23 protein-coding genes are annotated in these 26,195 nt (G+C 58.1%); 14 read left to right on the top strand and 9 right to left on the bottom strand.

From position 1 onward, the window contains the following. Window position 1 precedes the first annotated feature (1 nt). From glgA to RMR21_RS12145, 6 genes are all read left to right on the top strand, one after another. Window positions 2–1,441 carry a glycogen synthase GlgA gene (gene glgA / locus RMR21_RS12120; protein ID WP_498668250.1) on the top strand — a complete coding sequence of 480 codons (1,440 nt, stop codon included), beginning with the start codon at window positions 2–4 and terminating at the stop codon, window positions 1,439–1,441. Beyond that, on the top strand, window positions 1,442–3,073 hold the full coding sequence (locus RMR21_RS12125) for an alpha-D-glucose phosphate-specific phosphoglucomutase (protein ID WP_498668251.1): 1,632 nt from the start codon (window positions 1,442–1,444) through the stop codon (window positions 3,071–3,073). A gap of 228 nt (window positions 3,074–3,301) precedes the next feature. Beyond that, the gene (gene glgX, locus RMR21_RS12130) at window positions 3,302–5,257 is read left to right on the top strand and encodes a glycogen debranching protein GlgX (protein WP_498668252.1); all 1,956 of its coding nucleotides are present in this window, start codon (window positions 3,302–3,304) and stop codon (window positions 5,255–5,257) included. Between the two features lie 93 nt (window positions 5,258–5,350). Then, window positions 5,351–5,839, top strand: a complete 489-nt coding sequence (locus tag RMR21_RS12135; RefSeq protein WP_498668253.1) for a MaoC family dehydratase — start codon at window positions 5,351–5,353, stop codon at window positions 5,837–5,839. Between the two features lie 138 nt (window positions 5,840–5,977). After that, window positions 5,978–7,348: an APC family permease gene (locus tag RMR21_RS12140; protein WP_498668254.1), complete on the top strand. Its 1,371-nt coding sequence runs from the start codon at window positions 5,978–5,980 to the stop codon at window positions 7,346–7,348. A gap of 275 nt (window positions 7,349–7,623) precedes the next feature. Beyond that, window positions 7,624–8,256, top strand: coding sequence for a LysE family translocator (locus RMR21_RS12145; protein WP_498668255.1), 633 nt, complete (start codon window positions 7,624–7,626; stop codon window positions 8,254–8,256). 57 nt (window positions 8,257–8,313) lie between these two features. Here RMR21_RS12145 and RMR21_RS12150 read toward each other — a convergent pair whose 3' ends face one another. Genes RMR21_RS12150 through RMR21_RS12170 form a run of 5 tightly spaced genes read right to left on the bottom strand, consistent with a single transcriptional unit; the run spans window position 8,314 to window position 13,789 of the window. Beyond that, the gene (locus RMR21_RS12150; RefSeq protein ID WP_498668256.1) at window positions 8,314–8,862 is read right to left on the bottom strand and encodes a sarcosine oxidase subunit gamma; all 549 of its coding nucleotides are present in this window, start codon (window positions 8,860–8,862) and stop codon (window positions 8,314–8,316) included. Beyond that, a complete protein-coding gene (locus RMR21_RS12155; RefSeq protein WP_498668257.1) occupies window positions 8,855–11,812 on the bottom strand; it encodes a sarcosine oxidase subunit alpha in 2,958 nt (985 codons plus the stop codon). The genes RMR21_RS12150 and RMR21_RS12155 overlap by 8 nt, the downstream gene beginning before the upstream one ends. Then, a complete protein-coding gene (locus RMR21_RS12160; protein WP_498668258.1) occupies window positions 11,809–12,123 on the bottom strand; it encodes a sarcosine oxidase subunit delta in 315 nt (104 codons plus the stop codon). Before RMR21_RS12160 ends, RMR21_RS12155 begins: the two co-directional genes overlap by 4 nt. 8 nt (window positions 12,124–12,131) lie before the next feature. Beyond that, window positions 12,132–12,539: a hypothetical protein gene (locus RMR21_RS12165; protein WP_498668259.1), complete on the bottom strand. Its 408-nt coding sequence runs from the start codon at window positions 12,537–12,539 to the stop codon at window positions 12,132–12,134. Further along, complete coding sequence (locus tag RMR21_RS12170; protein ID WP_498668260.1) at window positions 12,536–13,789, bottom strand: sarcosine oxidase subunit beta family protein; 1,254 nt, start codon at window positions 13,787–13,789, stop codon at window positions 12,536–12,538. The genes RMR21_RS12165 and RMR21_RS12170 overlap by 4 nt, the downstream gene beginning before the upstream one ends. Before the next feature lie 494 nt (window positions 13,790–14,283). On the opposite strand from RMR21_RS12170, the gene rpsU reads away from it, so the two are divergent. The 5 genes from rpsU to RMR21_RS12195 all read left to right on the top strand — a co-directional run bounded on the left by rpsU (window position 14,284) and on the right by RMR21_RS12195 (window position 17,894). Then, window positions 14,284–14,514 carry a 30S ribosomal protein S21 gene (gene rpsU, locus RMR21_RS12175; RefSeq protein WP_174153952.1) on the top strand — a complete coding sequence of 77 codons (231 nt, stop codon included), beginning with the start codon at window positions 14,284–14,286 and terminating at the stop codon, window positions 14,512–14,514. Between the two features lie 179 nt (window positions 14,515–14,693). Continuing rightward, a complete protein-coding gene (locus tag RMR21_RS12180; RefSeq protein ID WP_498668261.1) occupies window positions 14,694–15,518 on the top strand; it encodes a tetratricopeptide repeat protein in 825 nt (274 codons plus the stop codon). A 162-nt stretch (window positions 15,519–15,680) separates the two neighbouring features. Continuing rightward, window positions 15,681–16,106, top strand: a complete 426-nt coding sequence (locus RMR21_RS12185) for a plastocyanin/azurin family copper-binding protein (protein WP_498668262.1) — start codon at window positions 15,681–15,683, stop codon at window positions 16,104–16,106. 186 nt (window positions 16,107–16,292) lie between these two features. Then, window positions 16,293–17,348: a D-alanyl-D-alanine carboxypeptidase family protein gene (locus tag RMR21_RS12190; protein WP_498668263.1), complete on the top strand. Its 1,056-nt coding sequence runs from the start codon at window positions 16,293–16,295 to the stop codon at window positions 17,346–17,348. Between the two features lie 18 nt (window positions 17,349–17,366). Continuing rightward, on the top strand, window positions 17,367–17,894 hold the full coding sequence (locus tag RMR21_RS12195; RefSeq protein ID WP_498668264.1) for a GNAT family N-acetyltransferase: 528 nt from the start codon (window positions 17,367–17,369) through the stop codon (window positions 17,892–17,894). Between the two features lie 9 nt (window positions 17,895–17,903). On the opposite strand, the gene RMR21_RS12200 is transcribed toward RMR21_RS12195, so the two are convergent. The 3 genes from RMR21_RS12200 to RMR21_RS12210 all read right to left on the bottom strand — a co-directional run bounded on the left by RMR21_RS12200 (window position 17,904) and on the right by RMR21_RS12210 (window position 20,722). Continuing rightward, the gene (locus tag RMR21_RS12200) at window positions 17,904–18,434 is read right to left on the bottom strand and encodes a hypothetical protein (protein ID WP_498668265.1); all 531 of its coding nucleotides are present in this window, start codon (window positions 18,432–18,434) and stop codon (window positions 17,904–17,906) included. Between the two features lie 13 nt (window positions 18,435–18,447). Continuing rightward, window positions 18,448–20,301 (bottom strand): ABC transporter ATP-binding protein, encoded by a 1,854-nt coding sequence (locus RMR21_RS12205; protein WP_498668266.1) that lies wholly within the window; start codon window positions 20,299–20,301, stop codon window positions 18,448–18,450. Window positions 20,302–20,497: 196 nt separating this feature from the next. After that, the gene (locus RMR21_RS12210) at window positions 20,498–20,722 is read right to left on the bottom strand and encodes an aa3-type cytochrome c oxidase subunit IV (protein WP_498668267.1); all 225 of its coding nucleotides are present in this window, start codon (window positions 20,720–20,722) and stop codon (window positions 20,498–20,500) included. 465 nt (window positions 20,723–21,187) lie between these two features. Here RMR21_RS12210 and RMR21_RS12215 point away from each other — a divergent pair, with 465 nt between their 5' ends. Together RMR21_RS12215 and RMR21_RS12220 are read left to right on the top strand one after the other, a co-directional pair. Beyond that, complete coding sequence (locus RMR21_RS12215; protein ID WP_498668268.1) at window positions 21,188–21,748, top strand: TRAP transporter small permease subunit; 561 nt, start codon at window positions 21,188–21,190, stop codon at window positions 21,746–21,748. A gap of 1 nt (window position 21,749) precedes the next feature. Continuing rightward, the gene (locus tag RMR21_RS12220) at window positions 21,750–23,531 is read left to right on the top strand and encodes a TRAP transporter large permease (protein WP_498668269.1); all 1,782 of its coding nucleotides are present in this window, start codon (window positions 21,750–21,752) and stop codon (window positions 23,529–23,531) included. Between the two features lie 390 nt (window positions 23,532–23,921). On the opposite strand, the gene RMR21_RS12225 is transcribed toward RMR21_RS12220, so the two are convergent. Further along, the gene (locus tag RMR21_RS12225; protein ID WP_498668270.1) at window positions 23,922–25,028 is read right to left on the bottom strand and encodes a TRAP transporter substrate-binding protein; all 1,107 of its coding nucleotides are present in this window, start codon (window positions 25,026–25,028) and stop codon (window positions 23,922–23,924) included. A 224-nt stretch (window positions 25,029–25,252) separates the two neighbouring features. Between RMR21_RS12225 and RMR21_RS12230 the strand changes: the two genes are divergently transcribed. Next, window positions 25,253–26,068, top strand: coding sequence for a gamma-glutamyl-gamma-aminobutyrate hydrolase family protein (locus RMR21_RS12230; protein ID WP_498668271.1), 816 nt, complete (start codon window positions 25,253–25,255; stop codon window positions 26,066–26,068). Window positions 26,069–26,195 lie beyond the last annotated feature (127 nt).

Raw genomic sequence — 26,195 nt, forward strand, 5'->3', positions numbered from 1 at the left:
CATGAATGTTCTTTCGGTTGCGTCCGAAGTCTATCCACTCATCAAGACAGGGGGGCTCGCCGATGTTGCTGGCGCGCTTCCCATAACACTCAAGACGTTCGGCGTTAACACGCGCACGCTCATTCCCGGTTACCCCGCGGTCAAGGCGGTGACCACCGACGCGGTGAAAATCGCCGAAATGGAACTGCTGGGCGAACATGCCGACATTCTGGAAGCATATCACGAAGGCCTCGACCTTCTGATCCTCGATGCGCCCGCCTATTATGATCGCCCCGCCGGTCCCTACCTGGATTCCACCGGCAAGGATTTCCCCGATAACTGGAAGCGCTTTGCAGCGCTGTCGCTGGCCGCAGCGGAAATTGCCGCTGGCAAGCTTCCGGGCTGGAAACCGGACCTGATGCATGCCCATGACTGGCAGTCCGCCATGGCGCCGGTCTATATGCGTTATGGCGAAACGCCTGAAATTCCGAGCATTCTGACCATCCACAATATCGCGTTCCAAGGACAGTTCGGCGCCAATATCTTCAGCCAACTGGGCTTGCCCCCGCATGCCTTCAACACCGAAAGCATCGAATATTACAACGACATCAGCTTCCTGAAGGGTGGCGTGCAGACCGCAACGGCCATTACCACTGTCAGCCCGTCTTACGCCGAAGAAATCCTCACGCCGGAATTCGGCATGGGGCTGGAAGGCGTCATTCGCAGTCGCGCCCATGTCATGCACGGCATCGTCAACGGCATCGATGCCGACGTCTGGGACCCGGCAAGCGACCACCTGATCAACCACAATTATTCCTCCGCCAATCTCAAGCTGAGAGCGTTGAACAAGCTTGCCGTCGCCAGCCATTTCCGCATCGATCAGGACAGCGGGCCGCTGTTTTGCGTCATCTCGCGGCTGACCTGGCAAAAGGGTGTCGATCTTGTCAGCGAAGTCGTTGATGATATCGTCGCCATGGGCGGTCGTCTGGTCGTTCTGGGTGCGGGCGAAATCTCGCTGGAGGGTGCACTCTTGGCAGCCGCCTCGCGTCATCCGGGCCGCGTCGGCGTCGCCATCGGTTATAACGAGCCGCTGTCTCACCTCATGCAGGCGGGCTGCGATGCCATCATTATCCCCTCGCGTTTCGAGCCCTGCGGCCTGACCCAGCTTTACGCCCTGCGCTATGGCTGCATTCCGGTCGTGGCACGCAATGGCGGACTGAACGACACCGTCATCGATGCCAACCACGCCGCCATCGCTGCCAAGGTGGCGACCGGCGTGCAGTTCTCCTCCATCACCGCCGACGGTTTGCGGCACGCCATTCGCCGCACCGTGCGCTTTTATCGCGAACCGAAATTGTGGACGCAAATGCAGAAGCAGGGCATGAAATCGGACGTTTCCTGGGAAAAAAGCGCAGGCCTGTATGCCGAGCTTTACGCCCACCTTATTTCGAAAGGCCAATAGATGACGATCACCACCGTCCAGACAAAACCATTTCAGGACCAGAAACCCGGCACATCGGGCCTTCGCAAGAAAGTGCCCGTTTTTGCGCAGGAACATTACGCCGAGAACTTCATCCAGTCGATCTTCGACAGCCTGGAAGGCTTTGCGGGCCAGACGCTGGTGATCGGCGGCGATGGCCGGTATTACAATCGCGACGTCATCCAGAAGACGGTCAAGATGGCAGCGGCGGCCGGTTTCGGCAAGGTTCTGGTCGGTCAGGGCGGCATTCTTTCCACACCTGCGGCATCCAACATCATCCGCAAGTACAAGGCGTTCGGCGGCATCGTTTTGTCGGCCAGCCACAATCCCGGCGGCCCCAACGAAGACTTCGGCATCAAGTACAATATCGGCAATGGCGGCCCGGCCCCTGAAAAGATCACCGATGCCATTTTCGACCGCACCAAGGCCATCGAGACCTATCGCATCTCCGACGCGGCCGATATCGACCTCGACACGATCGGCACCTCCGATGTTGACGGCATGACCGTCGAGGTCATCGATCCAGTCGCCGATTACGCAACCCTGATGGAAGAGCTGTTCGATTTTTCCGCTATCCGCAACCTCATCGCCGGTGGCTTCAGGGTCGTGGTCGACAGCATGAGCGCCGTCACCGGCCCCTACGCTGTCGAGATCATCGAAAAGCGCCTCGGTGCCCCCTCGGGTTCGGTGCGCAATTCCGTACCACTTCCCGATTTCGGCGGCCACCATCCCGATCCGAACCTGGTCCACGCCAAAGACATGTATGACGATGTGATGAGCGCCGATGGCCCGGATTTCGGCGCGGCCTCGGATGGCGATGGCGACCGCAACATGGTGGTCGGCAAGGGCATGTTCGTGACGCCGTCCGATAGCCTTGCCATCATCGCTGCAAACGCCACGCTAGCGCCCGGCTATGCCGCTGGTATTTCCGGCATTGCACGCTCCATGCCGACAAGTGCCGCCGCTGACCGCGTGGCCGAAAAGCTCGGCATCGGCATGTATGAGACACCAACGGGTTGGAAGTTCTTCGGCAACCTTCTCGACGCCGGCAAGGTCACGGTGTGTGGCGAAGAAAGCTTCGGCACCGGCTCCAACCACGTCCGCGAAAAGGACGGTCTCTGGGCCGTGCTGTTCTGGCTGAACATCGTCGCTGCCCGCAAGGAAAGCGTCAAGGATATCGTCACCAGGCACTGGGCCGAATATGGCCGCAACTATTATTCCCGCCACGACTACGAAGAGGTCGATAGCGATGCGGCCAACACGCTGGTCTCGATCCTGCGCGAAAAACTCGCCACCCTGCCTGGCACCACCTACGGCGCGCTGAAGGTGAAAGCTGCCGACGACTTCGCTTATAACGATCCAGTCGACCAGTCCGTCAGCAAGAACCAGGGCATCCGCATCCTCTTCGAAGGCGGCTCCCGTATCGTCATCCGCCTGTCCGGCACCGGCACGGCGGGCGCGACGCTTCGCCTTTATGTCGAGCGCTACGAAGGAGACGCATCGCGCCACACTATCGAGACGCAGGAAGCCTTGGCCGACCTGATTTCGGCAGCCGATGCAATTGCCGGGATCAAGAAGCACACGGGGCGTGACGCACCGACGGTTATTACGTAACGGTTGCGGTTTTCGGTTAGGGTAGCGGGTGGGGCTTACCCCCCTCTGCCCTGCCGGGCATCTCCCCCTCAGGTGGGGAGATCGACTCGCAGCAACCGTCCGGCCACCTGTACCGTCGAGATTGAAGTGACGTCAGCGCGCCCAGCTAATCTCCCCGCTTGAGGGGGAGATGTCCGGCAGGACAGAGGGGGGTAAGCCCTACCCATAAACCAATTGAACGGAAACCCCATGCCAACTCCCACCGTTTCCCCTCAAGGCGCCATCACCATGGAAAACGGCACGGCATTCTCCGTCTACTCCCGCCACGCCTCCCAAATCGATCTCTGCCTCTTCGACCCCACAGGCAACACCCAGACCGCCCGCATCCCCATGCAGCGCGGGGAAAACGACATCCACAGCATCACCACGGACGCACCCTCCGGCACACGCTACGGTTTTCGTGCAGATGGCATCTACGCACCCGACCACGGCCTGTGGTTCGACCCGTCGAAACTCCTGCTCGATCCCTATGCCAAGCAGATCGACCGACCTTTCACCCATGACCCAGCCCTGTTGACCTTTGGCACAGACACGGCAACCATCATGCCGAAGGCCGTCGTTTTGCAGGACCAGCCGGTCAAGCGCCAGCCACCCTTGTTTTCGCCGGGCGGCCTCATCTACGAAGTCGCCGTCAAACCCTTCACCATGCTGCACCCGGATGTGCCTGAAGCGATCAAGGGAACGGTCGCCGCTCTCGCCCATCCTGCCATCATCGCTCATCTCAAAAACATCGGCGTCGATGCCATCGAGCTGATGCCGATCACAGCCTGGATCGATGAGCGTCATTTGCCACCGCTTGGCCTGACAAATGGCTGGGGCTACAATCCCGTCGGCTTCATGGCGCTCGACCCGCGCCTGTGCCCCGGTGGCATCAAGGAACTGCGCGAGACGGTAGCGGCCCTGCACGACAATGGCATCGGCGTCATCCTCGATCTCGTCTTCAACCACACCGGCGAGAGTGACCGCTTCGGCTCGACGCTCTCGTTGCGCGGTCTGGATAACCTCACCTATTACCGCCATCTGCCTGATGATCCCGGCACACTGGTCAACGATACCGGCACCGGCAACACCGTTGCCTGCAATCACCCGCAAGTCCGCCAACTGATCGTCGATACGCTCAGGCACTTCGTGGCGCATGCTGGCATCGACGGCTTCCGATTCGATCTTGCGCCCATTCTTGGGCGAACTGCTGATGGCTTCGATACGGCGAGCGAAACGCTTGCCGCCCTTCATACCGACTCGTTGTTGCACGACCGCGTGATGATTGCAGAACCCTGGGACATAGGCCCCGGCGGTTACCAGCTCGGCAATTTCCCGGAAAACTTCCTCGAATGGAACGATCGCGCTCGCGATGATCTGCGCCGGTACTGGCGCGGCGACGCCTCGACCACCGGCGCGCTCGCCGATGCGCTGGCTGGCTCCTCGCCCGTCTTTTCCCGCCACGACAGAACCGAAACCCGCAGCGTCAATTTCCTTGCCGCCCATGATGGTTTCACACTGTTCGATCTTGTGTCCCATACCCACAAACACAACGAGGCCAACGGCGAAGACAACCGCGATGGCCACGATGAAAACCACTCGTGGAACAATGGCGTCGAAGGCCAGACGGATGACGAGGCCATCCATGCGGTCCGCATCAACGACGTCAAATCCATGCTTTCAACGCTGTTTGCCACACGCGGCACGATCATGCTGACGGCCGGTGACGAAGGTGGACGCAGCCAGCAGGGCAACAACAATGCCTATTGTCAGGATAACGCGATCACATGGGTCGATTGGGAAGCACTTTCGCCAGAACTGATCGAGCACACGGCGTTCCTGTCCAATCTGCGAAAGCGCTTCAGTGCTTTCAGCGAGATGGATTTCTTCTCGCCCCACACCGATGACATCTGCTGGCTGTCGCCGTCTGGAGAGCCGATGACCGCGACGGACTGGGAAAAGCCGGAAGGTACTCCGCTTGCCGTTATCGTCAAAACCCATGACACCGTGACCGATGAACCGGCCCGGCTGGCCATTCTGTTCAACCGCACCCACGCCGTCGTTCCGTTTTCGCTTCCCGGAGAGGGTTGGCAAGCCATCGGCACGGATTTCGGCAATCCCGCCCATCTGCCAGCCCGTTCGGTGGTGTTCTATCTGAAGCCTTGAATGCTGCATTGCAAAAGGCCATTGTTCTTTGGGCCCGCCACTGTAAAGTTCGGCACGTCACAGTGATTAAATGCCATGTCTTCGCGAGGAACCATGCCCAAGGAAATTTCTCTGGCTGACGTTAAAGACCTGGTCGGCTCCGAAGTTGGTGTATCGGACTGGATCACCGTCGATCAGCCGATGATCGACGCCTTCGCCAAGGCGACGCTCGACGACCAGTTCATCCACACGGACCCGGAACGCGCCGCCGCCGAAAGCCTCTTCGGCGGCACCATCGCCCACGGCTTCCTGACGCTTTCGCTGCTTTCGGCCATGAATTATAGCGCCCTGCCCAAAATCCGCGAACAGACCATGGGCATCAATTACGGCTTCGACAAACTCCACTTCGTCGCCCCCGTCAAAAGCGGCGCCCGCATCCGTGGCCACTTCACCCTCGCCGAAGCCCGCTTCCGCGGCGGAGCGATGCTGATGAACACCTATGACGTGACGGTGGAAATCGAAGACGAAAAGAAACCAGCACTCACGGCGCGGTGGACAACGATCAGCCAGTTCAACCCGGAAGACAGGCCGGAGGACGGGTAACGCGCACTGCATCTTGATGTCTTTCGCCGTTGCAAGCAGCCAGCGGTCAGGCATTGCGCACAAAGTTCTCTCGCCCAAAACGGGAACCTAGTCCCCCTTTCCGCGTTCAATGCAACACATTGCATGGGGGACAATTCAATGGCGCAAAATGTGACGCAACCCGACGACTCCGCTGAGCCGCAAACGGAACTCAAGCGCGTCATAGGCCCGGGGCTTCTTCTGCTGTTCATAGTCGGGGATATTCTCGGCACCGGTATTTATGCACTAACGGGTCAGGTTGCCGCAGAAGTGGGTGGCGTCGTCTGGCTGCCGTTCATGATCGCCTTTGGCGTCGCGCTGTTGACCGCATGCTCCTATCTGGAACTGGTGACGAAATATCCGAAGGCCGCAGGTGCCGCACTTTACACGCATAAGGCGTTCGGCGTGCATTTCATCACCTTCCTCGTCGCCTTCACCGTCATGTCGTCGGGCGTCACCTCCGCCTCCACCGCCTCGCGCGCCTTCGCCGCCAACTTCACGACGGTGACGGGCTTTGATTTCGGTGCATTCGGCGTCACCGGCGTTGCCATCGCCTTCATCGCCGCCATCGCGCTCATCAATTTCCGTGGCGTGGGCGAGAGCGTGAAGATGAATGTCGTCCTCACCATCGTTGAATTGACCGGCCTTCTCATCATCATCGGCATCGGCTTCTGGGCCATCGGCAACGGACAGGGCGATGTGTCGCGCGTCTGGACGTTCGAGCCTGCGGGAGATCACGGCGTTATCTGGTCGGTGGTTGCGGCCACGACGCTCGCTTTCTTCGCCATGGTCGGCTTTGAGGACTCGGTCAATATGGCCGAAGAGTGCAAGCAACCCTCGCGCATCTTCCCGAAGGTGCTGTTGGGCGGCCTCGTCATCACCGGCATCATCTACATTCTGGTGGCGATCTCGGCCATCACGCTCGTCTCCGCGTCCGATCTTGGTGAGGGCGAGACGCCGCTCCTGAAGGTCGTCGCGGCAGGCGCGCCCAACTTCCCCATCGGTATTTTCGGCATCATCACCATGTTTGCGGTCGCCAATTCTGCGCTCATCAACATGATGATGGCCAGCCGCCTGATCTACGGAATGAGCCGCGAAGGCGTGTTGCCCGCAGCGCTGGGCAAAGTCCACAAGGGCCGTCAGACACCCTATATCGCCATCGTCTTCACCTCGATCATCGCCATCGGCCTGATCGCCTTCGCGGGCGGCGTCCCAGCGCTTGGCGGCACCACGGCGCTGCTGCTGCTCGGCGTCTTCACCATCGTCAACATCGCGGTTCTGGTGCTGCGCAAGGACAAGGTCGCCCACAAACACTTCCGCACCCCCACCATCCTGCCCATCATCGGTGCCGCCAGCTGCTTCTTCTTGGTTGGCCCATGGACGGGGCGCGACATGGTGCAGTACTCGATTGCCGGTGTCTTGCTCCTGATCGGGGTTGTGCTGTGGCTGGCGACGGTCGGGTATATGCGGATGCAGGAGAAGGCGGCGTAACACGCCCTTTCTTCATCCCGGCCCGGCCCATCCACTCCGTCACCCTCCGCACTGGAGTGCGGGGTCCAGCGACGTGACGTCCGTCAGGTCGGAAAACTCTTCCGACACGCAGACGCGCATCTGATGGATTCCGGCTCAGGGCCGGAATGACGAAAGAGGGAAACGTCAACTACATTCTACCAGACACAAAAGATCGCAGTGTAAACAAGCACGGTTGCAATCCGCCGCAACGGTGCTACATCGGAATTCCGGCTCCCATTTCAAAAGGAAATCATATGCCGGACTTTTCCACTCTCATGCTTTTTTCCGCCGCAGCGCTCGTTCTGACTGCGACGCCCGGCCCTGATATGCTTCTCATTGCCTCTCGTAGTGTCAGCCAGGGTCGATCCGCCGGTTTTCTCACCTATGCGGGAATAGCCGCCGGAACATATTGCCATGCAATCGCCGCCGCGCTCGGCCTGTCCCAGCTTATTCTGAGGGTTCCCATGGCCTATGAGATCGTACGTTGGGCAGGCTGCGCCTATCTGCTCTACCTGGCGTACAAGACCCTTCGCACACGAAGCTCAACCTTTGCGCCATCGGCGGGTCTCAGAAAACTATCCGTCAAACGGATTTTCAGCGAGGGTCTTGCCACCAACATCCTCAATCCGAAAATGGCACTGTTCGTGCTGGCGCTTTTTCCGCAATTTATCGATCCGAATGGCAGCTCGATGCTCATCCAGATGGTGCTGCTCGCCAGCATTCTGAACGGCATCGGTTTTCTGGTGAATGGTGCCGTCATTCTGTTGGGAACCGGCATCCGTCGCCGTCTGTCCGCAGCCAGCCGCTTTCCCAAACTGCCGCAATATCTGCTGGCAACCATGTTTGCCGGTTTGGCATGCCGTTTGGCGCTTGGCGCCAGAAACTGAGAAGGTGCGTCAGGCAGTGCATAATTCCTGCCTGACCTGTCCTAAGATCAAGCGGCCTCAAGCGTCCCGCGCGCCCTCATCCAGCAACCCGAACACATAGTCCGCAAACGAGCGCCAGCATTCCACCCGGAACGTATCGTCCGTCACGCGCAACAACACGACTTCGGCCTTGCCGAAAAGTGTGCGCGTGCAGGCGCCAACCGGAAACGCGGCCAGAGACAAATCCTGCGGGCAGCCCGTATTCAGCGTGGCTTCCGCGCCATCCCCGGAAACGGTGATGGCCGTGTTGCGGTGGGAGACGTCGGTTGCGGAATGGGCGGCGGAGACAGTGGCGCAGGCGTCCATCAGGTTGCTTTCGCCCTGATCGATCACCAGCCATTCATCCGGCCCCAGCCAAAGTGCGGCCCGCAAGGCTGATGTGGTGGACGTTTTCGGAACCTGCGGCAGGCTGATATCCAGCGCTTGCGAAAGCTCGGTCACCGCATCCGCCTTGGCTCGCAACGACAGCCGATAAGCGGGTGCAGCCATCTTGATGGAGACGGTTGCGGACCCGGCGCGTGCGCCGTCCAGAACCAATGTACGGTTTGCCATTGCGATATCAGCCATTGATACGGCCTCCTTCCTTGTCGAAGAACACCATGTCCGTCACCTCCACCGCAATCGTCTTGTCGGCGAGCGGAATATACAGCGTTTCGCCCATCCGCGCCCGGCCACCGGCCACTAGCCCGAAGGCGATGGAACGGCCGAGATTTTCCGACCAGTAGGATGATGTCACATGGCCCAGCATGGTCATCGGTTTGGGCTGGTTCGGATCGGCCACGATCTGCCCGCCCTCTTCCGGCACGTCATGCGGATTTTTCGGCAAGAGGCCTACCAGTTGCTTGCGGCCTTCACGCATCAAATCCGGGCGCTGAAGCCCGCGAATACCGACGAAATCGGTCTTCTTCTTGGAGACCGCCCAGCCAAGCCCCGCATCGTCAGGCGTCACCGTGCCATCGGTATCCTGCCCGACGATGATATAGCCCTTTTCGGCGCGCAGAATATGCATGGTCTCGGTGCCATAGACGCACCCGCCGATAGCCTGCGCCCGCTCGGAAATTTCCTTCCAGACGGCAGGGCCGAAATCGGCGGGTACGTTGATTTCGAAACCGAGTTCGCCCGTGAAAGAAACGCGGAACAGCCGTGTCGGCACGCCACAAATCGTACCCTCGGCAATCGCCATATGCGGGAAAGCCTCAGGCGAAAGGTCGATGCCCTCGACCAGCGGCGCAATCACCTCCCGCGCCCTAGGCCCCTGCACGGCAATGACGGCCCACTGTTCGGTGGCAGATGTCAGCCAGACATTGAGATCAGGGAATTCGGTCTGGAGATAATCTTCCATGTGCTGCAACACGCGCGGTGCACCGCCGGTCGTCGTCGTCACATGGAAACGGTCCTCGGCCAGACGTCCCACCACGCCGTCATCATAGACGAAACCGTCTTCGCGGGTCATGATGCCATAACGGCAGCGGCCGGGTTTCAGCGTGTCCCAGGCGTTGGTATAAAGAAGGTTCAGGAACTTCGCCGCATCAGGCCCAACGACCTCGATCTTGCCCAGCGTCGACGCATCAAACACGCCCACCGTTTCGCGCACCGTCTTGCATTCGCGGTTCACGGCCTGGTGCATGTCTTCACCGGCACGGGGATAGAACCATGCGCGTTTCCAGTTGCCCACATCCTCGAAGGCGGCACCGGCCGTCTCTTCCAGTGCATGCATCGGTGTCTTGCGAGCCGGGTCGAACAGTTTTCCGCGTGAATGGCCGACCAGCGTGCCGAAGGTAACCGGGGTATAAGGCGCACGGAATGTCGTCAGCCCCACCTTGGGCAAATCACGCCCCAGCGCTTCGGAGGCGATGGCCAGACCATGCATGTTGGACATCTTGCCCTGATCCGACGCCATACCGTTGGTGGTGAAGCGCTTAATGTGCTCGATGGAGTGCATGCCTTCGCGCACCGCAAGGCGAATATCCTTGGCGCAAACATCATGCTGGAAATCGATAAAGGCCTTGACGTTGTCGCCTTCGCCCGCCCCTTCGGCAGCACCGATCATGCCGCCAGTCCATGTATGCGCGTTGCTGGCGGAAAAATCCGCCGTTCCACCACCCGCAGATGCGGCCTCGGCAATCAGGGCGGTCAGATCATCGGTACCATTGCAGGCACCGATGGAAACGCACTCCTGCACATGCACATCCGGCAGAAAACGCTGGTTTTCCGTGTCATATGTCAGCTTGCCGCGAGATTGCGAGAAGAGATGCACCGAAGGCGTCCAGCCGGCAGAAACCACCAGCGCATCCACCTTGATCTTGCGCTTGGAAGACCCGCCAGTGCGACCGACAGTGATGGAGGAAACGCGCAGACGCCCCGACGTATCGTAAACGCTATGGCCCGCCAGCACCTCGATGCCCAGCGCCCGCGCCTCGTCCAGAAGCGCCGAGTCCGGGTTGGTGCGGCAATCCACGATAGCCGCAATTGCCACCCCCGCCCGCTTCAGGTCGAATGCGGTTTCATAGGCACTGTCATGAGCGGTATAGACACCGACATTGTGGCCAACGGTCACGCCATACTGGTTGAGATAGGTCCGCGCCGCAGAGGCCAGCATAATGCCGGGTCGGTCATTATTGGCAAACACCATGTGCCGCTCGATGGCACCGGTGGCCAGCACCACTTTCTTCGCCCGCACCTGCCACAGCCGCTCGCGTGGCGCATGTCCCGGTGTCGCCAGATGGTCGGTCACACGCTCGGCCAGCGCTATGAAATTATGATTGTAGTAGCCGAACACGGTCGTGCGTGTCAGTACCTGCACATTCGGCATGGCTTTCAGCTCGGCCAAAGTGCTCTGCGCCCAGTCATAGCCGTTGAGACCATCGATGGTCGTGCCGGTGTCGAAGCGAAGTGCACCACCCACCTCCGGGTTCTCATCCGCCAGAATAACCTTGGCACCCGTCTTCGCCGCAGCCAGCGCCGCCGTCAGCCCGGCCACGCCGCCGCCTGCGACCAGCACGTCGCAATGGGCATAACGGCTGGCATAGTGATCGTTGTCGCCTTCCTTGGGCGCGTTGCCCAACCCCGCCGCACGGCGGATAATCGGCTCATAGAGCTTGTCCCACGCAGCCTTCGGCCACATGAAGGTCTTGTAGTAGAACCCCGCCACGAACAGGGGCGACAGGAAATCATTGATAGCGCCAACGTCGAAGGACAGCGACGGAAAGCGGTTCTGCGAGGAAACGATGGCACCATCGAAGACCTCCTGAACCGTTGCCCGCACGTTGGGCTGCTTGCGGCTGCTGTCTCGGGAAACATCGATCAGCGCATTCGGCTCTTCGGGACCTGCGGAGAGAAAGCCGCGCGGACGGTGATATTTGAACGAACGACCGATCAGATGCACGCCATCGGCCAAAAGTGCGGATGCCACCGTATCGCCCTGCAAAGCCGTGTGGATCTTGCCGTCAAAGGTAAAGCGCGCGGTGCGCGCAGGCGTCATGCGACCAGCGCCCTTGATGCGATAAGCGCCGCTCATCGGACTGCTCCTTCATGTCCGGCCAGAACGGTGGCCTCATCCGGCTTCGGCTCCCCCGCCTTGTAGGTCAGGTGGATCGTGTCGGTCACAGAATGGCGCGCGGCATTGAAGAACCGCCCGCAACCATGAATATGCCGCCAGCGCTCGAACACCATGCCCTTGTCATTGTCGCGCATGAAGAAATATTCGGCAAATTCCTCATCGGAAATGGCAGCGATGTTTTCGGGCCGCGCAATATGCGCCTCCCCCGCCCAGCGGAACTCCAGTTCGGAACGCTCTTCTTCACAATAGGGACAACGGATCAGCAGCATGTTTTGCCTCAAAGAGAGCTTTCCGGAACGACAGTTCCGGCGGGTTGGTCACACAGGCGCTTTCCCATGGTGATATAGGGAGATAGCCTGCCTATCAGGTCTTCAAAATTGGCGTAGGGCCGGAATGCATCCCCGCGCCCGATATTGATCAACGCCATCGCCATGACATTGGTATTCAGATTGATCGCGAACACGTTCTCGCCGGGTGCACCCTTGGGCACGAAATAGACCAGACGCTCTCCCCCGCCCGGCACGCAGGACAGAAAGCCCTCATCCGCCACGAAAGGCCAATTCGTCTCGCCCTGCGCTTTGCGGATCGTCTGCAAACGCACGTCCTTGGCCTGCGGCATAAAGCCGTCGGCTCTCGCCGCGCACGCCGCAAAAACAGCAGCAAGAAGCGCGACCGCCCTTTTCAATGCGCCACCGCCGCTGCCGCCGCCTCATCGATCAGCCGTCCCGTGCGGAACCGGTCCAGATTGAGGCCTTCTGCCAGCTTGTGCGGCTCCCCACGCGCGATCAGATGCGCAAAAAGATGCGCCGAACCAGGTGTCGCCTTGAACCCGCCTGTGCCCCAGCCACAATTCAAGAACAGGTTCGGCACCGGCGTCACGCTCTGAATGGCGGATCTGTCCGGCGTGTTGTCGGTAATACCGCCCCATTGGCGCATCATCTTGACCCGGCGGAAGATCGGAAACAGTTCGCAAATGGCGTCCAGCGTATGGGTGATAATCTGCAACCCGCCGGTCTGCGAATAGGAATTATACTGGTCGGTTCCCGCACCGATCACCAGCTCGCCCTTGTCGGATTGCGAAATATAGGCATGCACCGTGTTGGACATGACCACGCAAGGGAAAATCGGCTTCAGCGGCTCCGATACCAGCGCCTGCAACGGGTTAGAGGCCAGCGGCACCCGCACATCCGCCATCTTCATGACCACGGAAGAATGTCCCGCTGCCGAAACGCCGATTTTCTTGGCGCCGATAAAGCCGCGATTGGTTTCCACACCCGTCACCGCGCCATCCGGCCCGCGCCGGATGGCGGTAACCTCGCAGTTCTGAATAACGTGAACACCGCGATCGGATGCTGCACGCGCATAACCCCAATTTACCGCATCATGGCGCGCCGTGCCGCCCCGGCGCTGCAAAGCCGCGCCATTGATGGCGTAGCGCGCATTGGCGGAAATATCGAGCGGCGGACAATAAGCTTTCGCCTGCTCCGGCGTCAGCCATTCATTGTCGATGCCGTAAAGACGGTTGGCATTGATGTGGCGCTTGAACGACTGCTGGTCGTGCACATTGTGCGACAGCATCATCACGCCACGCGCCGAATACATGACGTTGTAATTGAGGTCCTGGCTCAAGCCTTCCCACAGTTTCAGGGAATGCTCATAAATATCCATGCTCTCTTCATAGAGATAGTTGGAGCGGATGATGGTGGTGTTGCGTCCGCTGTTGCCGCCGCCGATCCAGCCCTTTTCCAGCACCGCAATATTGGTAATGCCGTGTTCTTTCGCAAGATAGTAGGCAGCACCCAGCCCATGACCGCCACCGCCGATGATGATGACATCGTATTCCTTGCGTGGTTCGGGTGAAGCCCACTGCGCATCCCAGCCCTTGTGCCCGCGCAAAGCCTCGCGAGCGACGGCGAAAACCGAATATTTGCGCATGGGCGAACCACTCCTCAGATGGCCGGATCATAGCGCCCGGCGTAAGTCAGAACATGACAAATCAATAAGCACAGTCATGTCCATTTTGCGACGCCGCGACAGACAGTATCGACATTGCCGAAAAGCCTTGCGGAAAGGTGGCCGGAACGCCTTGATGCGCGTGACACGGAGATCGTGTTACGACACGTCAGCGCTGCGGCAGATGTCGACCCATCTGTGACGGACTCAGATGACCGTTGATCAAGGTGGATCCCTCTTGAAAACGCTGGTAATCTCACAACCAACCAAGGGTGGATGCCACAGTAGGTGGATTAAAGGCCCAAAAACATGCGTTTCCCGTGGTGCATTTGCGTTAACGGCTGGACTTCGCAAAAATGATCTGATATTGCACGTCACCAATCGCGCGGCCAAACGGCCAACCGAACGATTTTTTGTTTGCTTGCGAATGCCACTATTCACACGGCAAAATAACCAACCAAAGGAACGGGATTCACGTGCAGGTACTAGTCCGCGACAACAACGTTGATCAGGCGCTTCGCGCTCTTAAGAAGAAGATGCAGCGCGAAGGCATTTTCCGCGAAATGAAGATGCGTGATTTTTACGAGAAGCCTTCCCAGAAGCGCGCTCGCGAAAAGGCTGAGGCCGTTCGCCGCGTTCGCAAGCTGGCACGCAAGCGCATGCAGCGCGAAGGTCTGATTGCTGGTCCGCGCGCTCCGGCCCGCTGATAGGTCGTCTTTTAGACGTTTTTGAATGCTTATGGGGCGGGGGCGATTTTTTTCGCCGCCGCTCTTTGAGTTTATGGCCACGCAACGGGCTTGCTAGAGGGAACCCAAATCGCATGAACGCTGTTGATACCCGTGATTCCAGAAATCCGTTTTCAAGCGGTGTATCCCAGAGAGACAAAATGCGGTTTCGTTCTTCCCTGATCGTCTGTGGCGTGTTGGCGGCTTTGTCGGGCTGCGCCACCACCACGCAAACGAATGATGTCTTCCAACTTGATCGCGCACAGGGCTCGACGGAAAACATCACCTCGCTGACGTCGGTCATCAACGCCAATCCGCAGGATCCCGAAGGCTATAACGTCCGTGGTTCTGCCTACGGTCGCGCCGGTGATTCCAAGCGCGCAACCGCCGATTTCGAGCGCGCATTGCAGCTCAATCCGCGCTTTTATCAGGCCTATGCCAACCGCGCGCTCGTCTACCGCAACAGCGGCCAGCAGCAGCAGGCGCTTCAGGATTACAACAGCGCCCTTCAGATCAACCCGAGCTATGACGTAGCGCTGATCGGTCGAGGCAATCTCTATCGCCAGACGGGCCGCGTCAACGAAGCCTTCAACGACTTCTCCGCCGCCATCAATCTGGATACGACAGATGGTCGCGCATGGCACAATCGCGGCCTGATCTATCAGCTGCGCAACCAGCACAATCAGGCCATCGAAGACTTCTCGAAAGCCATCTCGTTATCACCGAACTCGCCGGAGCCGTATAATGGTCGCGGCATCTCGTACGTCGCCCTGAATGACGACGAAAACGCCTTCGCCGACTTCAACCACGCGATTGCGCTCGACGGAAATCTGGCCGAATCCTGGGCGAACCAGGCGCTGGTCTATGAGCGCCGCGGCGAAAAAGACAAGGCCGCCAAGTCCTACGGTCACGCCGCTCGTCTGGACCCGAAATACAAGCCAGCCGTGGATGGCCTTGCCCGCACACGCGGCGCCCGCGCTTCGTGAAAGGCATCGCTGCCGTCTGACAGAAAGGCCGGACCCAGTCCGGCTTTTTCATTTTGACCATCACTAGAGCGTTTTTTAACAGGCAACCGACCTCATCTCATTCAGCTTCGTGTCAGCATAGATCCTTACTCATGCGTGCATCCACGAGGAGAGATCATAAACATGAAACACACCCGCTCCACACTCGCCGTCGCCGCCGTTCTCATGATGGCATCGCAAAGCTTTGCCGCGACCACCGTCAAGGTTACCGAAGGCGGCGAAGGTGGTGGACCGATGACGTTGACGCTGGACAAATCGACCATCACGGCTGGCGAGACGACATTTCTGGTTCACAATGACGCCATGTCGGAAGAACATGAAATGGTGTTGGTAAAACTGAAATCGCCCGACCAAAAGCTTGAAGTCGTTGCCAGCAAGAACCGCATCGATGAAAGGAAGCTGAAAAGCATGGGCGAGGTTTCCGATCTGAAACCGGGCGCAAACGGCGAGTTGAAAGCCAAGCTTTCCCCCGGCTCCTATGTGCTGTTGTGCAACATCAAGGGTCACTACCAGGCCGGAATGCACGCCACCCTCACCGTCACGAAATAAGCATCGTGACCAGACATGCGGTCCGTTTCTGCTCCATAAGGGCAGAGCGGACCCGCTGTGCCGGAGCGGTGGTGATCCCGCCTTCTCGCGACCATCTGTTCACCTTGTCGGCCATGAGCGTGATCGAACCCTTGTACCGGCAAGGCCACTCATGCCATGAGAATACCATTCCGTGGAGAATGGTACATGACGAAGACTATATTGGCCGGACGGCTTTGGGCCCATCTGGCGTTTGCGGCGTCCCTGTTGGCAAGCAGCGTGGCCAGCGCCACACCTGTGCTGGTCGCAGATACGGCAACACGCCAGGTGCTGTATCAGGAAGATGCCGGCGTGCCCTGGTATCCGGCCTCCACCACCAAGCTCATGACCGCACTCGTCGTCTTTGAAGCCCTGCGATCCGCGCAGGTGACGCTGACCACGCCGGTCATGATGACGCGCAACGCGACGAAACAGGCCTTTCTGGAATCGGGTCTGACCTATGGGCGGACCATGACGCTCGAAGACGCCCTGTTTGCCGCCCTCACCGCCTCCGCAAACGATGTGGCCGTGGCACTGGCCGAAGCCGTGGCCCCGGATGAAGCCACATTCGTTCAACGCATGAATGAGCAGGCCACACGCCTTGGCATGACGGGAACGCATTTTGCCAGCCCCAACGGCCTGTTCAACAAGACCAATTATTCGACAGCTCGCGACCTTGCGATCCTCGGTATGGAAATCGACAAGACGTTTCCCGAATATGCGCGCTTCTTTCAAGGCTCGGCCGTCATCATCGACGGCAAGGAGGTCAAATCCAACAATGCTTTGCTGACGCGGTTCAACGGCACCGTCGGCATGAAGACCGGCTTCCTCTGTGCTTCGGGCCGAAACTATGTCGGCCTTGCCACCCGCAATGGAAAGCGCATCATGGTGGTGATGATGGGGGCGACGACGGAACGCGAACGCGACGAACGCGCCGCGCAATTCCTGACACAGGCCTTTAACGGTCAATTGACCCCGTCCGGCCCGGTAGACACAATCCAGAACCGCCCGGAAGTCGCGCCGCAGGACATGCGCATCCGCCTGTGTACGGACAAGAGTATCCCCTACGAAGCCGAACGCGAAGCGCTTTATCCGATGGGCCTGCCGGGTCACGAATCCTTCCTGACCGACCAGATCCCCGGACAGGTCCGCGCCATCACCACATGGCAAAGCGAAACCGCAAACGACGTTCCCCTTCCAACACCACGGCCCATGCAGCCATAGGATGATGTGAAGTTACCGATGCACGAAACCGAGCCGACTACAGCATCCAAGATCGACGTGACCGCGACGACTGCCGATCATATCGAGAGCTTTCACCAAGCGCTCGACATCGTGGCGAAAGAGAGAAAATATCTGACGCTTCTGGAGGCGTTTCCACTGCCGGAAACCCGCAAATTCGTTCTTGACATGATCGACCGCGGCAACCCTCACGTGGTCGCCACAGTGGAAAATCGTGTCGTCGGTTGGTGCGACATCTCACGCCACGTCTTCCCCACGCATGCACATCGCGGAACTCTAGCAATGGGAATCATCCCTGGCTTTCGAGGGCGTGGGCTTGGGGCGAGACTTGTTGCAGCAGCTTTGAGCCAGGCACGGGACGCGAGATTTATCCGCATAGAATTGGCGGTGCACGCAGATAACACATCTGCCATCAGCCTCTATGAAAAGGTCGGATTTGTCAGGGAAGGCGTTCAGCGGCGCAGTGTGCTCATCGACGGCTGCTTTCTCGATACAGTGACTATGGCTCTCATTCTTGACGAAGATTGACCGCAGACCTCACTCGACTTCCTTCATGGACCCCACAGGAAGCTCTGCCTTGGCAAAATCCGGATAGACGTCCCGCAAGATGTCGATCTGCGTGCCATCATCCACCCGCAGAAGATACCATTGTCCGCCATCGATCAGCCCGAGCGTGTGAGACAGTGCCTCGATCTTTTTCCCGTCCCGCTCCATCAGTGTACGGGTGGGTATCAGCACATAGGGTTCCCCGCTCGCTGTTTGTTCAACGACGATAGTCTTCTCATCCATGTTGAAATCGATGAACTTCACCGACATCATCAGCATCTGCATCTGCGTCGTCAGGGCGCTGCGCAATTGCTCCACCGTGACACCCGATTTATCAGCAATGGCCTGAAACACCTTTGGAGGAACGGTGCCGGTGATGGTTGTGAAATCATTGGCCTTGAAGGCCACATCGAACTGCTCGATCTGGCTGTGCAGTGACGCACGCTCCGCTTCGCTCAGGTCTCGCGCCGTGGCAGGACCGGCGAGGACCAGCACGAGCAGTGAAAATATCAACGCCTTCATCCGCAGATCTCCCTCATTCATCTTTATCGGCTAAGTATCCGCCGGTCTGTCTGCGCCACAGCTGGGCGTAAAGTCCGCCTTGTTCGAGAAGAGCCGCCGGCGTGCCCTCCTCCACGATCTGCCCCTTGTCGAGCACGATGATCCGGTCCATCCGCGAGATGGTCGACAAGCGATGAGCGATGGCGATCACTGTTTTGCCTGCCATCAGCACATCGAGCTTCTCCTGAATGGCGGCTTCCGATTCGCTGTCGAGCGCAGACGTCGCTTCGTCCAGAATGAGGATCGGCGCGTCCTTCAAAAGCACGCGCGCAATGGCCACGCGCTGGCGCTGGCCGCCCGAAAGCTTGACGCCCCGGTCGCCCACAAAGGCGTCATAACCGCTGCGCCCTTCGCTATCGGTCAAATCGGCGATAAAGCCATCCGCCTGCGCCGCCCGTGCAGCCGCATCGATCGCCTCGAACGAGGCATCCGGTTTGCCATAACGAATATTGTCGCCAACCGAGCGGTGCAGCAGCGACACATCCTGCGAGATGACGCCGACATTCTCACGAAGGCTTGCCTGCGTGACGGACCGAATGCTCTGGCCATCGATCAGAATGTCACCAGCATTCACGTCGTAAAACCGCAACAGCAGGTTCACCAGCGTCGTCTTGCCAGCCCCGGACATGCCGACCAGACCGACTTTTTCTCCAGCAGCAACCCGCAGCGTCAGCGTCTCGATCACCTTTTTCTCCGTGCGATAGGCAAAGGAAATGGCCTCGAAGCTGATGTCTCCGCGCTTGACAACCAGGTCTTTGGCCTGCAGCGCATCCACGATGGTCGGCGGCGTTGTCATCACCGGCATGGCATCGCGAATGGTACCAATCGCCTGGAAAATTTGCTGGCCCATTTCCACAAAGGCACGGCCATTGGCCGCAAGGCGTTGCGCCAGATAGACGGCAGCAAAAAACTCGCCCGTCGTAACAAAGCTGCTTATCATGCCCCTGAAGCCGACGGCCATCATGGATATGAGCAACACAACGTTCAGGGTCACGACAGCGGTGTCCACGCTTAGATAAACGCGGCGCTCCATGTGCTGCGCGTTAACCGCATCTGCGAACGTGCGCCGCAGAGCGCCCGCCTCACTGTCTTCGGCGGCGAACTGCTTGACCATCTGTATGTTGCTGTACAGATCGGCCATTGTTCCGACCAGCAAACTGCGCCGGCGTGCTGATGTCGCGGAAAGCTTGGCAAAGCGCGGTGCGACCAGGGTAGACATCGTCGTGACCGCAATCATCCAGACGAACGCCGGAATGGCGAGTGGCCAGGCAATGGCGCTTAACAGAATGATCGTGCCGGTGAACTGGACCAGATAATAGGGGATGGCCCGAAAGGCGACCGCCCCCTGCTGCTGTACAGCAGATGCGACCTGAGACAGACGCGACGCGACCTGACCGGCAAAGAGGTCTTGAAAGAACGACAGATCCTGCCTCTCGACCGCCTTATGCCCCTGCCATTGGATGGCGACCGGCAGACAAACCGCCACAACTTGTGACGACAGCGTGTTTGCACAGAAAATCAGGGTCGGCAGCACTGGGAAAATTAGCACGCCAAGCACTGCCAAAAGCGGCCAGCGATCTTGAAGAAAGGCTGCAGCGCCCTGCGCATTCACCCCGTCAACGATGACCGCAAGCCCCCACACTGTGGCGAGGTTGATGAGCTCTGAACAAACGATGACAACAGTGACCATAATCAACGGCCAACGAAACATCCGCACGAAATGCATCAGCAGATGGAACGGCCCCTGCGAAGGCAGCGGCGTGTAGGGAATATCAAGCGGACGGATCAACCCTTCGAACGGGCGATAGACGAAGTCTGAAAAAGCCATGGTACCCAACAGAAAAACTGAAAAGGAAAGGCGACATCATCGAGAATCGCCAGGATTTAACCATGGATTGCTTCCCCAGACAAAATTTTATCTGAGATTGTGCGAAATAATTGAAACTTGCAGAGATCACACGCGCACGACAAAGGGGTGAAAGGCAAAGGCCTTTCACGATCCCGATCAACAAGGTCGAAAACGATTAGCTGAGCAGGACGAAACCAGCCGCTGTCAGGATAACGAACACAAGCAGTCCGCCGAAAAAGCCGCCAGTCGTGAAGAAGCCCACGGCCATGGCGAGCATGAGAACGCACACCATCATCGTGCCGTATTTCGAGGCAGTCAAAAAGCCATTATAGGTCTTCTCGTGCTCGGAATAGTTCATCGGCGCGCCGACTTCGAGTGGACCGGTGTGATGTTCGCTCATGCCATTTCCCCTTCAATCATACGATGCTCAGCCCCTTGTGACCCGCCGCATGGGCGGCCTCACGAACGTGCCGGGAACATCGAACCAACTCCATCGGCAGACGTAACATGAAGTTTGCAAAACACGCAATCCACCCGCCCCCATAAGGTTGGAAGATATAGGAAACCCTTATAAGCAAGATAAACACGCAAAATCGGATTGTTAGACCAATAGACAATGACTGGTATGCTGTAAAACTCTGCCGCGCCATGGTGTCCCAGGCAAAAGCAGTGCAACATGCTAATAAGTGATGTACCGCCAAAACGGTATTCAGCAGGGTGGATGTGATGCGACGTGTTTCATTTGGCAAAATGCGCTCTAAGAGAACAGGGCTCTGATCAAGCCACTTCATGAAGATGCAAAATAAGAGGGTGGACGGCGAAACGTCGATTGAACGACGAGCCGCAAGCATAAGGAGGAGGGGAAATGAAATTTTTACTCGTGCTCAGCGCAACCGTAGACAAAGTTACGGAAGCCATCGGTAAATCTGTTTCATGGTTGCTGTTGGCCGCAATTCTGATCAGCGCCACAAATGCCGTGGTTCGCAAGGCTTTCAATGTGTCGTCCAACGCCTGGCTTGAAATCCAATGGTATCTCTATGGTACCGTTTTCATGATGGCGGCAGCCTATACATTGCTGAAAAACGAGCATGTTCGCATCGACGTTCTCTCGGCAAACTGGTCGAAACGCACGCGCGACCTTGTCGATCTGGTTTTGCACATCCTGTTCCTCGTCCCATTTGCAGCCTTGATGACCTATCTGGCCTGGCCCTGGTTCTGGTCGTCTTTTCTTTCAGCAGAGGTCTCATCCAACGCAGGCGGTCTGCCCATCTGGCCGGCCAAACTTGTCGTGCTGCTGGGCTTCGGACTTCTCCTCCTCCAGGCATTCTCGGAGATCATCAAGCGATATGCGGTGCTGACCGGGCGGATCCAGGACCCGCGAGAGATAGAGGATAGCAGCGGCAAACCAGAAACAGTGGGGAACTGACATGATCGATTTCATCGCTCACAACCTGCCACTGGTTATGTTCAGCAGCGTCATGCTGATGCTGCTGCTCGGTTACCCCGTTGCTTTTACCCTTGCCGCCGGTGGATTGATCTACTTCGCCATCGGTGTGGAACTCTCGTGGATTTCACCTGAAATCAGATTGTTCTGGCCCCTGCTGCAATCCCATCCGGAACGCATTTACGGCATCATGTACAATGATACCCTGCTGTCGATCCCGTTCTTCACATTCATGGGCATCATTCTGGAACGATCGCGCATGGCGGAAGACCTGCTCGACACGATCGGGCAGCTTTTCGGACCTATCCGTGGCGGTCTGGCCTATGCCGTTATTCTGGTCGGCGCGCTGCTGGGTGCAACGACAGGTGTGGTTGCCGCGTCCGTCATGGCAATGGGCCTGATTTCGCTGCCGATCATGATGCGCTATGGCTACAATCGGCCTCTGGTTGCCGGCACGATTGCCGCCTCCGGCACGCTGGCGCAGATCGTGCCGCCATCTCTGGTCCTGATCGTGATGGCAGACCAGCTCGGTCGTTCGGTGGGCGATATGTATGTCGGCGCCCTTTATCCAGCACTGCTGATCATCGCGTCCTATTGCCTGTATATCTTCGCCGTTTCGATGTTCCGTCCCGCCATGGTTCCCGCTCTTCCCATCGAAGCGCGCACACTCGGAAACGGCGTAACATCGCTGATCGTCATGATCGCCGCTGCCTGCGCCCTGTATTTTCTGGGAATGCATGTGCTGTTTGCGGGAATTTCCAGCCCCGAATGGCAACTGGTGGCATCGCTCGCCTTTGCTGTTTTTGTCGTCTATGGCGTGGCCCTGGCCAACAGCGTTTACAAGCTGAACATCATCTCGAGACTGGCAGAACAGGTCGTCATCGTCCTTGTACCGCCACTGGCGCTGATTTTTCTGGTCCTCGGCACCATTTTCCTCGGCATCGCAACGCCGACAGAAGGCGGCGCCATGGGCGCGACCGGTGCGCTGTTGCTTGCCTTGGCCAAAAGACGACTCTCGATTGGCATCATCAAAAACGCCCTGGATGCGACGACGAAACTCTCCGCTTTCGTCATGATGATCCTAATCGGCGCACGCGTCTTTGGCCTGACATTCTACGGCATCAACGGCAATGTCTGGATCGAGGAACTGCTTCTGGCACTGCCTGGCGGCGAATATGGTTTTCTGATCGCCGTCACCATCATCATTTTCATTCTGGGATGCTTTCTCGATTTCTTCGAGATCGCCTTCATCATGGTGCCGCTGCTGGCACCTGTCGCAGAAAAGCTCGGAATCGATCTCGTCTGGTTCGGCATCATTCTCGGCATAAACCTCCAGACATCGTTCCTGACACCACCGTTCGGGTTCTCGCTGTTTTTCCTGCGCTCGATCGCTCCCAAATCGCCTTGGGTCGATAAGGTCACCAAAAGGACCATGCCGGGTGTCAGGACGATGGAAATATACAAGGGTGTTTTCCCCTATATCGTCATCCAGTTCATTATGATCATGGTGGTGATCTTCTTCCCCGGACTGGTTATGCACTACAAGACCGACAATCCGACAGCGGATCCGACCACGATCAAACTGGACATACCTGACGGTTTCGGCACCGGTGGTGGGCTTTCACTGCCACCACTCGGTGGCGGCAATGGAACACAGTTGCAGAACGGCCTTGGCTTGCCACCACTGAACTTCGGGGGACCACAGCCAACCCAGCCTGCTCCAGCCGCGCCCAATCTCAACGAGCCACCAAAGATCGGCCCGTAAGGCAGAACACTTGTTACGTGTGTGAAAACAGATTATATTGGTGAAGTGGAAGGCAGAGCGCGAACTCTACCTTCCGGTTTACCTATAGTTTGAAATTGAGCCGGACAGTCACAGACCAGCCTGTCCGGCTTTTTCTCACTATAAACGTAATGCTCAGCGGCTTTCGCATCGCATCACCTCCACAGTTGAACAGCAAGGCCGTTGCCAAGGTCGGCGGGGCCCGTCTCCGCCGATACTCCGTCTGGCCCCGGAGTGTGCTGCTTTAGCGCTCAACCATCGCGATCATAGGGTTGAGGCTGTATTTGTCGAGTACCGACAACCATTCGGCGCAAAATAAAACCCGGACCTTTCGATCCGGGTTTGCCATTTTTGCCCAATCAATAACGACGTTCAGAGCTTGCCGTTGCGCTGCTGGATCATCATGAAGGTGTCGAACGTATATTCGGCCAGCTGCATCCAGAGATATCCTTCGCGCTTGAAGGCGACCTGATCTTCATAGACCTTCTTGAAATCAGGATTGACGGCTGAAATCTCGGCATAGACCTCCAGCGCCGCCTTGTAGCAGGCATCGAGAATATCCTGACTGAAAGGCCGCAGCACAGCGCCTTCGGCGACGATCTGCTTGATCGCAGTCGGGTTCTTGGCGTCGTATTTCGCCATCATGTTGGTGTTGGCAAAGGAGCAGGCGTCCTCCAAAACGGCCTGATAGTGCTTCGGCAGGCTGTTCCATTTGTCCAGATTGACGAAGGAATGGATGACCGGACCACCCTCCCAGAACGCAGGATAATAGTAGTATTTCGCCACTTTCTGGAAGCCCAGCTTGTGGTCGTCGTAAGGTCCGACCCACTCTGCGGCATCGATCGTGCCCTTTTCGAGCGCCGGATAGATGTCACCGCCCGCAATCTGCTGTGGCACGACGCCAAGCTTTTCGACCACCTTGCCGGCCAGGCCCGCAATGCGCATCTTCACGCCCTTGAAATCCTCGACGGTGTTGATCTCCTTGCGGAACCAGCCTCCCATCTGCACGCCGGTATTGCCTGAAATCAGGCCGTAGAGATTGTGCTTGGCATAAAATTCGTTGAGCAGCGTGTTGCCATTGCCCTCATAGAACCAGGAATTCGTCAGACGGGCGTTGAGACCGAACGGAATGGCGGTGCCGATCGCAAAGGTCGGATCCTTGCCGACATAATAATAGGAGCATGTGTGGCACATTTCGACTGTGCCGGAAGTCACGGCATCTGCGGCCTGAAGGCCGGGCACGATTTCGCCTGCGGCAAACACCTGAATGTTGAAATTGCCGTCGGTGGCTGCCGAGACATGATTGGCAACATCCTGTGCGCCGCCAAAAATCGTATCCAGCGATTTCGGAAACGAAGAGGTCAAACGCCAGGTAATCTTGGTATTCTGCTGTGCAAGGGCCGGTGCTGCAAGAACGGTCGCAGCGGCTGCTCCGGCACCCGAAACAGCACCTTTTTTGATGAATGAACGACGATCCATAAATATCCTCCCAGATACGAATCTTGAGCCTCCAGCCGAATTCCCCTCCGCTATCAGGCATGTCGCAAGCAAAGCACGGGTCTGAGATGCTGACAAGCATATCGATCAAGAATAAGCTCTACCTAATACTTTAGAATAAAGAGATGAGCGAAAACAGGGAGCGCAAAGCTTGACGAATCCCCCCGTAGGGCCTCACACTACATGACATTGACCTCGGAGCCATCATGTCCAGACCCATCATCGCCATCCCCGCAGATATCAGATTTCTTGCTGGTGCGGAATGGCACGCGGCCCAGACGCAGTATCTGTCTGCCGCCCTCAAAGTGGCCGGTGTCATGTCCTTCATCATCCCGGCCTTCGAGCAAGGCAATGATATCGATGCTATTCTGGACCGCGTCGATGGCCTGCTCGTTTCCGGCTCCGCGACCAATGTGCACCCCTCGCTTTATGGCGCAGAAGCCAAGGAGAGCGACGGCCCCTTCGATCACGGGCGCGATGCGACCACCCTGCCGCTGATCCGCCGCGCGATCGAGCGCAGCATTCCGATGCTCGCCATCTGCCGTGGCATTCAGGAACTGAACGTGGCACTGGGCGGCACGCTCGCCAGCGAAATTCAGGAACAACCCGGCAACTGGGATCACCGCAAACCCGAAGATGTCGACCGTGACAAGGCCTTCGCCATCCGCCAACCGGTCTTCATCCGCGAAGGCTCCTGCATCGCCCAGCATCTGGGGATGGCAGGCGAAGTCCAGATCAACTCCCTCCACCGCCAGGCTATAGCGCAAACGGCACCATCACTTCGGGTGGAAGCAACGGCTGAAGACGGCACCATCGAAGCCGTATCCGTCATCGACGCGAAAGGCTTCGCTGTCGGCGTACAATGGCACCCGGAATACTGGGCGCAGACCGATGCGCCATCCCGGGCTTTGTTCGAGGCGTTCGGACGGGCCGTTAGGGACTATCAGGCAAGCAAAATTGAATCCAAGTTTTCGACGTTTATCTCTCCCCGTGTGGGAGAGAAAGCATTTTCAACATCTTAAGCTTGCTTACGTGTTAGACATCGCAAGCTAGGAGGTGCAGTATCCTCCACGCACCTCTCGCCTGAAAAATCCATGACTTAGCGAAAGCCAAGATCGCGATTGTCTTCCTCTCCCACAGGAGAAGAGA

This window comes from Agrobacterium sp. rho-8.1 (assembly GCF_033957725.1).
Taxonomy (GTDB): domain Bacteria; phylum Pseudomonadota; class Alphaproteobacteria; order Rhizobiales; family Rhizobiaceae; genus Agrobacterium.